The organism is Streptomyces sp. NPDC031445, from assembly GCF_055581365.1.
This window is the reverse complement of sequence record NZ_JBVIJO010000001.1, coordinates 313,529-328,520: the sequence shown is the minus strand read 5'-3', so window position 1 is coordinate 328,520 and position 14,992 is coordinate 313,529. Positions and strand designations below refer to the sequence as shown.

10 protein-coding genes are annotated in these 14,992 nt (G+C 72.4%); 4 read left to right on the top strand and 6 right to left on the bottom strand.

The features are described from left to right. The first annotated feature begins 95 nt into the window (after positions 1–95). Positions 96–2,834, top strand: coding sequence for a SpoIIE family protein phosphatase (locus ACZ5DC_RS01280; protein ID WP_468648185.1), 2,739 nt, complete (start codon positions 96–98; stop codon positions 2,832–2,834). 131 nt (positions 2,835–2,965) lie between these two features. Here ACZ5DC_RS01280 and acnA read toward each other — a convergent pair whose 3' ends face one another. Then, the gene (acnA, locus tag ACZ5DC_RS01275) at positions 2,966–5,683 is read right to left on the bottom strand and encodes an aconitate hydratase AcnA (protein WP_468648183.1); all 2,718 of its coding nucleotides are present in this window, start codon (positions 5,681–5,683) and stop codon (positions 2,966–2,968) included. A gap of 446 nt (positions 5,684–6,129) precedes the next feature. Here acnA and ACZ5DC_RS01270 point away from each other — a divergent pair, with 446 nt between their 5' ends. Further along, entirely contained in the window at positions 6,130–7,659 is a 1,530-nt protein-coding gene (locus tag ACZ5DC_RS01270) for a helix-turn-helix domain-containing protein (RefSeq protein ID WP_468648181.1), read from the top strand. Positions 7,660–7,895: 236 nt separating this feature from the next. Here ACZ5DC_RS01270 and lysA read toward each other — a convergent pair whose 3' ends face one another. Both lysA and ACZ5DC_RS01260 read right to left on the bottom strand, forming a co-directional pair. Beyond that, positions 7,896–9,230, bottom strand: coding sequence for a diaminopimelate decarboxylase (gene lysA / locus ACZ5DC_RS01265; RefSeq protein ID WP_468648179.1), 1,335 nt, complete (start codon positions 9,228–9,230; stop codon positions 7,896–7,898). Positions 9,231–9,244: 14 nt separating this feature from the next. Beyond that, complete coding sequence (locus ACZ5DC_RS01260; protein WP_468648177.1) at positions 9,245–9,595, bottom strand: SAV_915 family protein; 351 nt, start codon at positions 9,593–9,595, stop codon at positions 9,245–9,247. A 306-nt stretch (positions 9,596–9,901) separates the two neighbouring features. On the opposite strand from ACZ5DC_RS01260, the gene ACZ5DC_RS01255 reads away from it, so the two are divergent. After that, positions 9,902–10,465 (top strand): universal stress protein, encoded by a 564-nt coding sequence (locus ACZ5DC_RS01255; RefSeq protein ID WP_468648175.1) that lies wholly within the window; start codon positions 9,902–9,904, stop codon positions 10,463–10,465. A 701-nt stretch (positions 10,466–11,166) separates the two neighbouring features. Next, on the top strand, positions 11,167–12,261 hold the full coding sequence (locus ACZ5DC_RS01250; RefSeq protein ID WP_468648173.1) for a carboxylate-amine ligase: 1,095 nt from the start codon (positions 11,167–11,169) through the stop codon (positions 12,259–12,261). Positions 12,262–12,280: 19 nt separating this feature from the next. On the opposite strand, the gene ACZ5DC_RS01245 is transcribed toward ACZ5DC_RS01250, so the two are convergent. From ACZ5DC_RS01245 to ACZ5DC_RS01235, 3 genes are all read right to left on the bottom strand, one after another. Then, positions 12,281–12,826 carry a hypothetical protein gene (locus tag ACZ5DC_RS01245; RefSeq protein WP_468648171.1) on the bottom strand — a complete coding sequence of 182 codons (546 nt, stop codon included), beginning with the start codon at positions 12,824–12,826 and terminating at the stop codon, positions 12,281–12,283. 70 nt (positions 12,827–12,896) lie between these two features. After that, complete coding sequence (locus tag ACZ5DC_RS01240; RefSeq protein ID WP_468648169.1) at positions 12,897–13,442, bottom strand: DUF1360 domain-containing protein; 546 nt, start codon at positions 13,440–13,442, stop codon at positions 12,897–12,899. After that, complete coding sequence (locus ACZ5DC_RS01235; RefSeq protein WP_468648167.1) at positions 13,426–14,391, bottom strand: Rieske (2Fe-2S) protein; 966 nt, start codon at positions 14,389–14,391, stop codon at positions 13,426–13,428. The genes ACZ5DC_RS01240 and ACZ5DC_RS01235 overlap by 17 nt, the downstream gene beginning before the upstream one ends. Positions 14,392–14,992: the final 601 nt, after the last annotated feature.

Here is a 14,992-nt window from a genome sequence, read left to right as displayed (position 1 = left end):
CGGACCCGCGTGCGGTCGGCAGGCCGGAGGTCCGGCCTGTCCATCTCATGGACGGACCGTAGCCATCCGGCGGAACGCGGTGCTACAAATGCCGCATGTCGGACGCATCTGCCCGATTCAGGCGCCTCTCCTGGCGCACTGTGATCGGCAAGAGCCCCCGCAGCGTCGCCGGACAGGTCTTCCTGCTCCAGGTGGCGCTGGTGGTGCTGCTCGTGATCTGCGCCGTCGTCGCTCTCGTACTGCAGTCGAGGCGGGACACCAGCACGGAGGCCAGGCGGCGGTCCATAGCCGTCGCGCAGACCTTCGCCCACTCCCCCGGCCTGCTGCGCGCCCTGCGGAGCCCCGACCCGTCCCGTGTCCTCCAGCCGCTGACCGAGGCGGGACGCAGATCGGCGGGCGTGGACTTCATCGTGGTCATGGACACGCACGGCACCCGCTACACCCACCCCCTACCCGCCCGGATCGGCGAGCGGTTCGTGGGCAATATAGGGCCGTCGCTGGCCGGGAAGGTCTACACCGAGAGCGTCCAGGGCCCGCTGGGCCACGAGGTCCAGGCCACCGTGCCCGTGGACGACGCCCACGGCAAGGTCGTCGCCCTCGTCTCCGCCGGGCTGAAGGTCAAGCACGTCACCAGCGAGCTGGACCGGCAGCTGCCGATCATCCTCGCCGCCGGGGCCGGCGCGCTCGTGGTGTCGACCGGCGGCACGGCCCTGGTCGGCCGCAGGCTGCGGCGGCAGACCCACGGCCTGGGCCCTGACGAGATGACCCGCATGTACGAGCACCACGACGCGGTCCTGCACTCGGTGCGGGAGGGCGTCCTCATCGTCGGCCCCGACGGCCGGCTGCTGCTCGTCAACGACGAGGCCCGGCGCCTGCTGGAGCTGCCCCCCGACGCCGAGGGGCACACGGTGCGGGAGCTCGGGGAACTCGACCCGGCGACGGCGGAACTGCTCGCCTCCGGGCGCGAGGCCAGCGACGAGGTGCACTTCGCCAAGGGACGCCTGCTGGCGGTCAACCAGCGGCCCACGGAGTACGCGGGCGGTCCCCGGGGCACCGTCGTGACGCTCCGCGACTCCACCGAGCTCCAGGCGGTGTCCGGCCGGGCCGAGGCCGCCCGCGAGCGGCTGGAGCTGCTGTACGACGCGGGGCTGTGCATCGGCAGCACCCTGGACGTGGTCCGCACGGCCGACGAACTCGCGCGGGTCGCCGTGCCCCGGTTCGCCGACTTCGTCACCGTCGACCTGGCCGACGCCGTCCTGCACGGCGAGGAACCGGCGCCGACGGCGCACGACATCCGCCGGGTCGTCGTGAGCGGCATCCAGGACGACCACCCCCTCTACGAGCTGGGCCGGCTGATCGACTTCCTGCCCTCCACCCCGCAGGCGCGCGGCTACGGCGCCGGACGGGCGGAGCTGGTGACCGACCTGTCGCGGGCCGAGGGCTGGCGGGCGCAGGACCCCGAGCGGACCGGGCAGATCCTGGAGTTCGGCATCCACTCGCTCATCGCCGCTCCCATCCGGGCGCGCGGTGTCGTGCTGGGCATGGCCAACTTCTGGCGGTCCAAGCGGGAGCCCTTCGACACGGAGGAGCTGGCCCTGGCGGAGGAACTGGTGACCCGGGCGGCGGTCAGCATCGACAACGCCCGCCGGTACACGCGCGAGCACGCCCTCGCGGTCACCCTGCAGCGCAGCCTACTGCCCCGGGCCCTGCCCGAGCAGAGCGCCCTGGAGGTCGGCTACCGCTATCTGCCCGCGCAGTCCGGGGTGAGCGGGGACTGGTTCGACGTGATCCCGCTGTCGGGCAGCCGGGTGGCGCTGGCCGTCGGCGACGTGGTCGGACACGGTCTGCACGCGGCCGCGACGATGGGCCGGCTGCGGACCGCGGTGCACAACTTCTCCACGCTCGACCTGCCGCCCGACGAGCTGCTCCAGCACGTGGACGAGCTGGTCGGCCGCCTCGACCAGGACGAGCCCTGCCCGGAGAAGTCCGGCGAGATCGTCGGCGCCACCTGCCTGTACGCGATCTACGACCCGGTCACGCGCCGCTGTGTGATGGCCCGCGCCGGGCACCTCGCGCCCGCGCTGGTCCACCCCGACGGCAGCGTCACCTACCCCGATGTGCCGGCCGGTCCCCCGCTGGGCCTGGGCGGCCTGCCGTTCCAGACGGCCGAGCTGGAGCTGGCCGAGGGCAGCCAGCTGGTCCTGTACACCGACGGTCTGATCGAGGACCGCAGACGCGACCTGGACGAGGGCATGGAGCTGCTGCGCCGGGCCCTGGCGGGTCACCCCGGCCGCTCGCCGGAGGAGAGCTGCCGGGCGGTGCTGGAGCAACTGCTGCCCGAGCGTCCCGGTGACGACGTCGCCCTGCTCGTCGCGCGCACCCGGGCCCTGCCGGCCGACCGGGTCGCCGACTGGGACGTGCCGCGCGACCCGGCCGCCGTGTCGGGGATGCGCGGGGTGGTCTCGGTGAAGCTGGCCGAGTGGGGACTGTCCGAGCTGGAGTTCGGGACGGAGCTGGTGCTGAGCGAGCTGATCACCAACGCCATCCGGTACGGCTCCGACCCGATCCATGTGCGGCTCATCCACGACCGCACGCTGATCTGCGAGGTGGCCGACGGCAGCAGCACCTCACCGCACCTGCGGTACGCGGCGACGACCGACGAGGGCGGCCGGGGCCTGTTCCTGGTCTCGCGGCTCGCCGAGCGCTGGGGCACCCGCTACACACCCCAGGGCAAGGTGATCTGGGCGGAGCTGGCGGCGCCGGACCCCACCCGGCTGCTCGGGGACTTCGCGCACCTGGAAGACCTCGGGGACCTGGGAGACCTCGGGGACTGATAGTTCAGCCCGCGCGCGCGTGAAGCGGTGACGGACGCTCTCGCCGCAGCGGCCCCGGCCACGGGCACGGCGAAGGGCCGTACCCCCGGCACCGGGGATACGGCCCTGACGGCTGTGCCGTGCCCCGCCGCCTACTTGCGGATCAGGCTGCGCAGCACGTACTGCATGATGCCGCCGTTGCGGTAGTAGTCGGCCTCACCGGGGGTGTCGATGCGGACGACCGCGTCGAACTCGACACCGGTGTCGGTGGTGACCTTGACCGTGCGCGGCGTACGGCCCTCGTTCAGCTCGGTGACGCCGGCGATGGAGAAGGTCTCCTCACCGGTCAGGCCGAGGGACTGGGCCGAGGCGCCCTCGGGGAACTGCAGCGGGAGCACGCCCATGCCGATGAGGTTGGAGCGGTGGATGCGCTCGTAGGACTCGGCGATGACGGCCTTGACGCCGAGCAGCGCGGTGCCCTTGGCCGCCCAGTCGCGGGACGAGCCGGAGCCGTACTCCTTGCCGGCCAGGACGACCAGCGGGACGCCGGCGGCCTGGTAGTTCTGCGAGGCGTCGTAGATGAAGGCGACCGGGCCGCCGTCCTGCGTGAAGTCACGCGTGTAGCCGCCCTCGGTGCCCGGCGCGATCTGGTTGCGCAGGCGGATGTTGGCGAACGTACCGCGGATCATGACCTCGTGGTTGCCGCGGCGGGAGCCGTAGCTGTTGAAGTCGCGGCGCTCGACGCCGTGCTCCGTGAGGTACTTGCCGGCCGGGGTGTCGGCCTTGATGGCGCCGGCCGGGGAGATGTGGTCGGTGGTGACCGAGTCGCCCAGCTTGGCCAGGACGCGGGCGCCGGAGATGTCCTCGACCGGGACCGGCTCCATGCCCATGCCCTCGAAGTACGGGGGCTTGCGGACGTAGGTGGACTCCGGGTCCCACTCGAAGGTGTTGCCCGTCGGGACCGGCAGCGACTGCCACTGGGCGTCGCCGGCGAAGACGTCCTCGTAGGACTTGGCGAACATGTCCTCGCCGATGGCGTTGGCGACGACGTCGTTGACCTCGGCCTCGGTGGGCCAGATGTCCTTCAGGTAGACCGGGTTGCCGTCCTGGTCGGTGCCGAGGGCGTCGCGGGTGATGTCCACCTTCATGGAGCCCGCGATGGCGTAGGCGACGACCAGCGGCGGGGACGCCAGGTAGTTCATCTTGACGTCGGGGTTGATGCGGCCCTCGAAGTTCCGGTTGCCGGAGAGGACCGAGGTGACCGCGAGGTCGTGGTCGTTGACGGCCTTGGAGACCTCCTCCGGCAGCGGGCCGGAGTTGCCGATGCAGGTGGTGCAGCCGTAGCCGACGAGGTTGAAGCCCAGCTTGTCCAGGTACGGGGTGAGGCCGGCCTTCTCGAAGTAGTCGGTGACGACCTTCGAACCCGGGGCGAGGGTGGACTTGACCCACGGCTTGCGGGAGAGCCCCTTCTCGACCGCCTTCTTGGCGACCAGGGCGGCGCCGATCATGACGTACGGGTTGGAGGTGTTGGTGCAGGAGGTGATGGCCGCGACCGTCACCGCACCGTGGTCCAGCTCGTAGGTGGTGCCGTCGGGGGCGGTCACCGGGACCGGGTTGCTCGGGAAGCCGTTCGGGGCGACGGCCGGGGCGTCGGAGGCCGGGAAGGACTCCTTGCCCGCCTCGTCGATGTCGTCGACGTAGTTGCGGACGTCCAGCTTGAACTGCTCGGCGGCGTTCGCGAGGACGATGCGGTCCTGCGGGCGCTTCGGGCCGGCGATGGACGGCACGACGGTGGAGAGGTCCAGCTCCAGCTTCTCGGAGAAGTCGGGCTCGGCGGCCGGGTCCAGCCAGAGGCCCTGCTCCTTGGCGTAGGCCTCCACCAGGGCGACCTGCTGCGCGGAGCGGCCGGTCAGGCGCAGGTAGTTCAGGGTCTCGTCGTCGATCGGGAAGATCGCGGCGGTGGAGCCGAACTCCGGCGACATGTTGCCGATGGTGGCGCGGTTGGCGAGCGAGGTGGCGGCCACGCCCTCGCCGTAGAACTCGACGAACTTGCCGACGACGCCGTGCTTGCGCAGCATCTCGGTGATGGTGAGCACGAGGTCGGTGGCGGTGGTGCCGGGCTGGAGCTCACCGGTGAGCTTGAAGCCGACGACGCGCGGGATCAGCATGGACACCGGCTGGCCGAGCATGGCGGCCTCGGCCTCGATGCCGCCGACGCCCCAGCCGAGGACGCCGAGGCCGTTGACCATGGTGGTGTGCGAGTCGGTGCCGACCAGGGTGTCCGGGTAGGCCTTGCCGTCGCGGACCATCACGACACGGGCCAGGTGCTCGATGTTCACCTGGTGGACGATGCCGGTGCCCGGCGGGACGACCTTGAACTCGTCGAAGGCGGTCTGGCCCCAGCGCAGGAACTGGTAGCGCTCCTTGTTGCGGCCGTACTCCAGCTCGACGTTCTGCTTGAAGGCGTCGTTCGTGCCGAACTTGTCGGCGATGACGGAGTGGTCGATGACCAGCTCGGCCGGCGCCAGCGGGTTGATCTTGGCCGGGTCGCCGCCCAGCTCCTTGACGGCCTCACGCATCGTGGCGAGGTCCACGACACAGGGCACGCCGGTGAAGTCCTGCATGATCACGCGGGCCGGCGTGAACTGGATCTCCTGGGAGGGCTGGGCCTGGGAGTCCCAGGTGCCGAGGGCGCGGATGTGGTCGGCGGTGATGTTCGCGCCGTCCTCCGTGCGGAGCAGGTTCTCCAGCAGGACCTTGAGGCTGTACGGCAGGCGGGCCGAGCCCTCCACCTTGTCCAGCCGGAAGATCTCGTACGACTCGTCGCCCACCTGCAGCGTGCTGCGGGCGTCGAAGCTGTTCGCCGACACGACAGTCTCCTTCATTGATGTGCGCGTACCACCGTCAATCGTGCCGCCTCGCCGGCTTGGCCGAACCAGTAAGGTCAGGCTAAGTTAGGCATGCCTTACTGGAGTGGCGGCTACGGTGCGCCTCGGCAGATATCTCGATGTCGAGATAACTCTAGTACATGGGCGCGGTCCGGTCATGCCCGACCCGGTCCCGGTGTGCCCGTACACCACACGCCGCACCACGACGGCGGACCCGCCCGGCCCGCGGGGCCCTCGGCGGCCGGGGCGCGCAGCAGGCGACCGCCTCCCGCACCGAGCCCCGAATCAGACGACATCGGTGGATTTATCTGCCCCTTTCCGGTCACCCAGCGTGCCCTGGAGCGACCGTCCCTGACAGCCCGTCACCGACATCACTCGAATGGACCCCCTGACGGGCGCCATCTCATATCTGAGATAACCTCGACCTCATGTCAGACGACTACCTCGTACGCATCGGCAAGCTCATCCGTGACGCCCGGCAACACCGGGGGTGGACACAGGCGCAGCTCGCGGAGGCGCTCGGCACCAGCCAGAGCGCCGTCAATCGCATCGAGCGCGGCAATCAGAACATCAGCCTTGAGATGATCGCCCGCATCGGTGAAGCCCTGGACAGCGAGATCGTGTCGCTGGGCTACGCGGGTCCGATGCATCTGCGCGTGGTCGGCGGCCGCCGTCTGTCCGGCGCCATCGACGTCAAGACCAGCAAGAACGCGTGCGTGGCGCTGCTGTGCGCCTCGCTGCTGAACAAGGGGCGCACGGTGCTGCGCCGCGTGGCGCGGATCGAGGAGGTGTACCGCCTGCTGGAGGTGCTCAACTCCATCGGCGTGCGCACCCGCTGGATCAACGACGGGGTCGACCTCGAACTCGTCCCGCCCGCCGAGCTGGAGATGGACGCGATCGACGCGGAGGCCGCCGTCCGCACCCGCTCCATCATCATGTTCCTCGGCCCGCTGCTGCACCGCATGGACGGCTTCAAGCTGCCGTACGCCGGTGGCTGCGACCTGGGTACGCGGACCATCGAGCCGCACATGATCGCGCTGCGCCGGTTCGGTCTGGACGTCGCGGCCACCGAGGGCCACTACCACGCCCGGGTGGACCGCTCCGTGCGTCCCGGCCGGCCGATCGTGCTGACCGAGCGCGGCGACACGGTGACCGAGAACGCGCTGCTGGCCGCCGCCCGGCACGACGGCGTCACGGTCATCCGCAACGCCTCCTCCAACTACATGGTCCAGGACCTGTGTTTCTTCCTGGAGGCCCTGGGCGTCAGGGTGGAGGGCATCGGCACCACCACGCTCACCGTGCACGGTGTGCCGGACATCGACGTGGACGTCGACTACTCCCCCTCCGAGGACCCGGTCGAGGCGATGAGCCTGCTGGCCGCCGCCGTGGTCACCGAGTCGGAGCTGACGGTGCGCCGGGTGCCCATCGAGTTCCTGGAGATCGAGCTGGCGGTCCTGGAGGAGATGGGCCTGGACCACGACCGGTCGCCGGAGTACTGCGCGGACAACGGCCGCACCCGGCTGGTCGACCTCACGGTCCGCCCCTCCAAGCTGGAGGCGCCGATCGACAAGATCCACCCGATGCCGTTCCCCGGCCTGAACATCGACAACGTCCCGTTCTTCGCGGCCATCGCCGCGTCGGCGCAGGGCCAGACCCTCATCCACGACTGGGTGTACGACAACCGGGCCATCTACCTGACCGACCTCAACCGCCTCGGCGGCCGGCTCCAGCTGCTGGACCCGCACCGGGTGCTGGTCGAGGGCCCGACCCGCTGGCGCGCCGCCGAGATGATGTGCCCGCCGGCCCTGCGTCCCGCGGTGGTCGTACTGCTGGCGATGATGGCGGCCGAGGGCACGTCGGTGCTGCGCAACGTGTACGTCATCAACCGCGGCTACGAGGACCTGGCCGAGCGCCTGAACTCGATCGGGGCCCAGATCGAGATCTTCCGGGACATCTGAGAGATCTGGGAAGAAGCAGCGAGAAGCCCCTCCTGGCCTGCGCAGACGCAGGACAGGAGGGGACTCTTACGTGCCTCTGGGACTTTTGCTGGGCTCAGACTTCGAGCTGCGGGGTGTTGCAGAGGGCTTGGTGGCACGCATGTGCACCGACCAGGCGTTCCCTGTTCTGCCACCCCTGTCAGCGGCCAGTGCCGCGCCTCGGGTCGGACACTCCCGACTCCCGTACGGGCGCGCGCCTACAGGCCAACGTCTCGGCTGCGGATGTCCTCCATCGATTCGCGGCGGACCAGGAGGCGGGCCAGGCCGGCGCGTACGGCGACCACGGGCGGGCGGCCGACCAGGTTGTAGCCGGAGGCCATGGAGAGGTGGTAAGCGCCGGCCACGGGTACGGCGAGCAGATCGCCTGGGCGTACGTCGGCGGGGAGTTCGGCGTCGGCGGCCAGGACATCGCCTGCCTCGCAGTGCCGCCCCACCACGGTGACCCGGGCGGAGGCCGCGCTGCTGTGCCGGCCGATCAAGCGGGGTGCGTAGCGGACGCCGTACAGGGCCGGCCGGGGGTTGTCGCTCATGCCGCCGTCCACGGCCACGAACACGGTCTCGCCCGAGTGCTTCACGGACAGGACACGGTACAGAGCGATCCCGGCGGGGCCCACGATCGCGCGCCCCGGCTCGATGACCAGCCGGGGCACGGGGAGTCCGGCCGAGGCGCAGGCGTCGGCGAGCTCGGCGCGGACCTTGCGGGCCAGTGACGTCAGGTCGAGGGCGTCCTCGCCGGGCCGGTAGGCGATGCCGTGCCCGCCGCCGAGGTCGAGTTCGGGCAGGACCAGGCCGTGCTGTTCGTGCAGGCGGGCCATCAGGCCGACCATGCGGCGCACGGCCGCGAGGTACGGCTTGACGCTGGTGATCTGCGAGCCCAGATGGCAGTGCAGGCCGGTGAGTTCGAGTTGCGGCTGGTCGAGGATGCGGGCGATGGCGTGCTGGGCGTAGCCGTCTGCGATGGAAAGGCCGAACTTCTGGCCGTCCGTGCCGGTCCGGATCTTCTCGTGGCCGCCCGCGCTGATGCCGGGCACCACGCGCACCATGACCTTCTGCCTGCCGCTGGGGCCCACGGCGGCGGCCAGCCGGGCGATCTCCGAGGGGCTGTCGATGACGATACGGCCCACGCCCAGGCGGAGAGCCGCCTTCAGGTCCTGCGGAGACTTGGCGTTGCCGTGCAGCACCATCCGCTGCGGTGAGAAGCCGGCGGTGACCGCGAGCTCCAGCTCGCCGGCCGAGCACACGTCCAGTCCGAGGCCCTCCTCGTCCATCCAGCGGACCATGGCCCGGCACAGAAACGCTTTGGCCGCGTAGAGGACTTCGGCGTCCGGAAAGACGTCCCGGTAGGTGCGGCAGCGGTGGCGCACTTCGGCCTCGTCGAGGACGTAGACGGGGGTGCCGAAGCGGTCGGCGATCTCCGCGAGCGGTACTCCGCCCACCTCCAGGTGGCCGGGGCCGGACTCGGTGGCCGAAGCGGGCCACACCGGCAGTCCGGCGAGGGCCGCGGGGACGGCGGGTTCATGAACGGTGGTCATCGCCTGCTCTCCTCTCAGCCGATCCGCTGGGCCGGGGCGGCCAGTGCCGCCTCCAGGACGGCCGGCCCGACCGGGGCCGGGGCCGGGGCCGTCAGCAGCGGGTCGATCGTGACGCTGGTGACGCCCAGCGGTGCGGTCAGTGCGCGCAGTGCGGGCTCGGCGAGGCGGATCCACGCCTGACCGGCGCCGAGCGTCACGACGAGCCTGCGCTCGGAGGTGAAGCCGACGGCTGTGCGGTCGCCGAGCGGTGTGCGGAAGAGGCGGGCCGCACACCCGTAGGGGCCCGGCCGGACCGGGACGTACAGGGGTCCGGCCGGGAACCGATCGGAGGGCTCGGGGTCTTCGCCGTACAGGAGTTCTTCCATGGAATACCTCCGGAAAAGGAGAGCTGAAGTGCCCCGGACGCGGGGAGGCGGACCGGGGCTCGCCATCGACGCTATGCCCGTCCGCGTCCGGTCCCGGCCCCTCCTGACGGAATGCTGACGGCGCCCGGGACGACATTGACGGCTTGCTGACATGCCTGGTCGGCGGCCCCGGCAAGGCCCGTCAGAAGAGCGCCAAGAACTGGCTCGCGGCCTTCTCCGACGCCGTGTCCGCGAGTGAGATGGAAGCCGCTTCGACGAGATCGCCGGCGGGAACGGAACCACTGGCGTGGGGAGAACGGTGAAGAGATGTCCCAGTCCGACGCGCCCTCGGCCGCTCGTGTCGTGGTGGGGGTGAGCGGCTCTCCGGGCAGTCTCGTCGCCTTGCGCCGGGCCGCCGAGGAGGCCCGGTGTCGCGGAGCCGAGCTCTGGCCGGTGCTGGCATGGGAGCCGCCCGGAGGGGAGCTCGCCGCGCGCCGGTCCCCGGCCCCGGTGATCACGATGGACGACTGGGAGCGGCTGGCCCGGGAGAGACTGCTCCAGGCCCTGCGTGACGTGTTCGGCGGCGCCGACCTCGCTCTGCCCGGGCAGGCGCTCATCGCCCGGGGCACTCCGGGACGGGCGCTGCTGCGGATCGCCGGCCGGGAGGACGACCTCCTCGTGATCGGCGCCGGACGACGTGGCCGTCTGCACCGCGCGCTGAGGCCGTCGGTCAGCCGCTACTGCCTCGCCCAGGCCACCTGCCCCGTCCTCGCGGTACCACCGTCCCCACTGGAGTGCGAACTGACAGGCATGCGTCGCCGTAACGCCTGGCGCCTGCGGCTGGACACCGGGCATGTCCGCAGGGAACTCGACGTGCCGTCCGAAGCCTGAGCTGTTCGGCTACGGCCGCCGCCGACGGGCCCGGCTGCTTCCGGACGCCGCGCTGCGGTGCAGTCCCCTGCGGCGGGCATCGAGGCCAGGCCGCCACCGGGTACGTACTCGGCGTCGGGCGTGCCGCCAATGGCCTCGGCGAAGCTGCGGGCGCCCGTCGGGCCCGCCCGACGGGCGCCGTGGGACGAGTCTCCGTGGTACGGGAAACGGTGCGCTGCCGGCGATGCGCGCCGACAACGACGTCGAGCGGTCCTGGCCACCCCGCGACGGGCGGCGCCGGGGCCTGCCGTACTGCTCCTTCATGGAGCTGGAGCACCTGCACACCGGGGGCGAAGCCCGGGAGGTCCTGGCCCCGGAGCTGCCCGACGTGCTCACGTTCGAGCCGGACAAGCAGTGCCTGCGCGACCTGCTGGACACCCAGATGGGCCTCACCACCCTCGGCGCCGGTCACGTCAACCTCGCGGCGATGGCCGTGGCCCCGGCGGGCCCGCCGGCCGGCGGATCCGCGGGGCACGGGACCGGTCGAGGGGCGCGGCACGGCGGCGGGCCCGTCGGCGGCGGACGGTGGTTTAGCGGGGAGCGGGTGCGGTCACTCGGCCACGGCGAGCGGCCCTCGCCACGGGTCCTCGCCGTGCGATGCACCGGCCAGGCGCATCGGGAGCCAGTCCGGTGTCACAGCCGGGCGGAACAGAAGGCGATCGATGACGACGATCGGTGTCGAAGAGGAGTACCTGCTGCTCGACCCGGTCACGGGGCTACCGGTACCCGTGGCGGACAAGGTGCGGGCCGCGGCCGGTCTGGGGCATCTCGTGGCCGACCAGGAGGTGCACTGCGAGCTGCTGCAGGCGCAGGTGGAGGTGGCCACCCCGGTGTGCGGCACGCTGGAGGAGGTCGGCGGGCATCTGCTCCGGCTGCGGCACGCGGTCGGGGCGGCCGCCGAGGAGCACGGCTGCCGGGTCGCGGCCTGCGCCACACCGCCGCTGCGCCACGGCCGCCCCGTGGCCGTCACCGACCAGGCCCGGTACCGGGCCATGCTCGTCCAGGCGCCCCAGCTCGTGGCGGAGCAGCTGGTCAACGGCATGCACGTGCACGTCGGCGTACCCGGCCGGGACACCGGTGTGCAGATCCTGAACCGCATCCGGGTGTGGCTGCCGGCCCTCACCGCCCTGTCCGCGAACTCCCCGCTGTGGGACGGCCACGACACCGGCTTCGCCAGCTGGCGCACCGTGATCTTCAGCCGCTGGCCGGTCAGCGGCATGCCCCCGCACTTCGCCGACATCGCCGACCACGACCGGCGTGTGCGGCAGCTCCTGGACAGCGGTCTGATCTCGGACACCGGCCAGCTGTACTGGCAGGCCCGGCTCTCGGCCCGGTACCCCACCGTCGAGGTGCGGTGCCTCGACGTGCAGTTGCGCGCGGACGACGCGGTGATGCTCGCGGGTCTCGTCCGGGCCCTGGTGGAGACGGTGCTCGCGGAGACCGCCGCCGGCGCTCCGGCGCTCGACTGCGACCAGGAGCTGCTCCAGGCGAGCATGTGGCACGCGGCCCGTCACGGGCTGAGCAGCACCCTGGTCGATCCGGGCGGCCGGCAGCGCCGGGCCGGCGAGATGCTGTACGAGCTGCTGCGCTACGTCGCCCCCGCGCTCGACGCGTCCGGCGACAACCGGCAGGTGACGGCCCTGGTGCACCGGCTTCTGCAGGACGGCACCGGTGCGGACCGGCAGCGCGCCGCCCTTGCCGAAGGCGGCCTGCCCGCGGTCACCGACCTGATCCTCGCCCAGAGCACCACGCCCTGAGGGGTGCCGGCCGGCGTGCTCACCTTCGCCTGTCCGCTCCGAAGGCCTGTCCGCGGGGCAGGGGGCCGATGTGGGCGTGGCGGCCGGGGCGGGCGGCGGCATGGCGCTGTCCGGGGCCGGGTCCACCGCGGGCGGCGAGTGCGTCGGCGACGGCACCGGTGGTGAAGGCGTACACGGCCTTGTGGAGAAGGTCCACGGCGAGTTCCCGGCGGGGCCAGGTGCCGGGTGGGGCGCCGACGCCGGTCGCGTTCTCGAGGATCTGGTCGTTGGTGAGGCGGACGACGGCGAACTCGGCGGAGGCGAGGGGTCCGCGCAGTCCGGTCTGGGCCATCACCGAGCGCAGCACCCCGAGGAGGGCGGCCTGGCCGTAGTGCATGGCCCAGTTGACCGGCAGCGGCTGTCTTCCGGGACGTTCGGGCAGGCCGGTCAGCCGCTGGAGCACCCGGGCGGGCACGTGGGAGCCGAACCGGCCGGTGACGGCCTGCTCGGCCTTCTCACCGAGGGTCATCACGACCCCTCCGGCGGCGCCGGCGAGCAGTCCCTGCCACAGTGCGCGCTTGAGCATGCCCCGGCGGGTACCCGCGACGACCGCCCTCACCCGCGCGGCCGGTCCCCTCCGCTCCCTCGCCGGCGGGTCATTCAGCGGCGGTCGTCTTCCCGACCAGCGCGCCGTACGCCAGTTGCAGGGTGTCCGCACCGGCCAGGGCCGTGAGCGCGCCCATGGCGGTGCGGGTCGCGCGCGGCCAGAGGAGCTGGCCGGCGGTGAGGGTGGAGGCGACCCAGACACTCATGCAGAAGGGGCAGGTGGCCAGCTCTCCCACGGTGTGCCTGCCTTTCTCGGGCCGCGCCTCCTCGTGCAGTTCGGCGGGGCCCTGCGGGGCGACGTACCGGGTGAAGGGGGCGCGCAGCGGGCTGGTGACCGATGCCTTGGTCAGCAGTCGGCTGAGCCGGAACGTGGCGACCGAGGTCAGGACCACGTCCCACGGCTCGGGCCGGTCGGGCAGCGGCCGGCCGCGCAGCCGTACGGCGGTGGCCCAGGCCGTCGTGTACGTGGCGAAGCCCGCCATGGCAGCCAGGTAGCCGCCCAGCGGGCGGTCGTGCCCTGCCGCGTACCGCCTTCGGGTCCGCCGCAGCAGCCCGTGCAGACGTCCCGCGGGACGGCCGTCAACTGTCGGACCCATGGGCTCCCGTTCCCGTGCGTCGCCGTCCCGCATCGGCCGCGTCGTAAGGCTGCCCGTCCCGGTCCTGCCGACGCAGGCGTATCTCGACGTGGCCGTCGGTGATGCGGGTGTCGAAGGCCGGCTGAGGTGCGGTGGCCGGGCCGCGGACGTTCCAGCCGTCCGAGAGCCGGAAGACGCTTCCGTGCCAGGGGCACTGGACGCAGCCGTCGCTGACCGTGCCCTCGGAGAGCGGCCCGGCGAGGTGGCTGCACCGCTCGGCCAGGGCGTGGATCGTCCCGCCGGACTCCCGGACGACCAGGACCGGGACGTCGTCCACGCTGCGCCGCACAGGCTGGTCGGCCGGGAACTCGGCCACGGCCCCGATCCGGTGCCAGCCCTCGGTGACGACGTGCGGGACCTCTTCGGCGTGGTTGGCGCCGGACGCCTGGCGGTAGGCCAGGTGGCCGCCCAGCATGCCGCCGAGCGCGACCGCCGTCAGGCCCAGGTAGCCGTAGGCCCGGCCTGCCGCGCCGCGTCCCTTGACGCGGCAGCCGAGCGAGGCGGCGTACAGACCGACGGCGGCCGAGTTCGCGAGGGCGTGCGCCAGTCCGACACGCTGCTGCTGGGGGTGCAGCTCCGCCCAGTCGACCCAGCCCGCCAGGGCCGCGGGCGCGGCGGAGGCCAGGCCGACGCCGACCAGGAGTCCCGCCTCGCGGGAGCGGCCGGGGTACACGTCCAGTACCGCCGCCGACAGCCAGCTGCCGATCGGCACCTGCACCATCAGCGGATGCACCGGGTGCCCCAGCCACCTGCCGTGCAGGAGGTCGCGCCCGTCGCCGAGCGGCAGGGCCTGCACCCCCTTGCGGATTCTGTCGATCACCGCGTCGGCCCTGGGTTCCCGCTCCAGGCGGTCCAGCAGCCGCAGAAGGCGGTTGCGCCCTGTCCGGGGGTAGCGTGACCTTGTGCTCATGGTCGGCCGGGTCCCCACCCCCACCGGCCGCAAACGGGGCAGGACGGGGTCAGCCGCCCGGCCGGATGACCGCGCGCACGCACGGTGTGGGCCGCCAGGCGGGCCGGGCGCGGCTCGCCGGCACCGAGTACGCGATGTCCGGCCGGTGTTCCCTCAGGCGCACCGCCGGCTCCGTTCCCCGGTCACCGGGCGGATGCGCGTCTCGATGCGGTCGCCGTCCTCCTGAAGCGGCGACGGCGGCTTGTCGGCCCGCACGTCCTGGGGCGCGCGCCGGGCCCGACACGTCCGGCGAGAGCACCGACGATGCGTGGGCCCTGGGCATCGGCGGCTCCGCCGCCCAGGGTGAGGGAGTTCCGGGAAGGTGACACCCGCCGTGCCTGAATGCCCTGGGGCACGGTGTGCGGGGCACCTCGGCCAGGGCCGCGGCATGTCCGGCGCCGGGTCATGCCCTCGGCGGTGCTCCTTGGGACAGGTGGGTGATCCGGGGCGCGGCCGTTCGGGTGAGGCCTGAGGGGGAGGGCTCCGCACGGAAACCAAAGGAATACGGAGCCATCCGCGCTTCCCGGGGCGGCGAATCGGGGCGATGCGAAGTGGCAGCCTG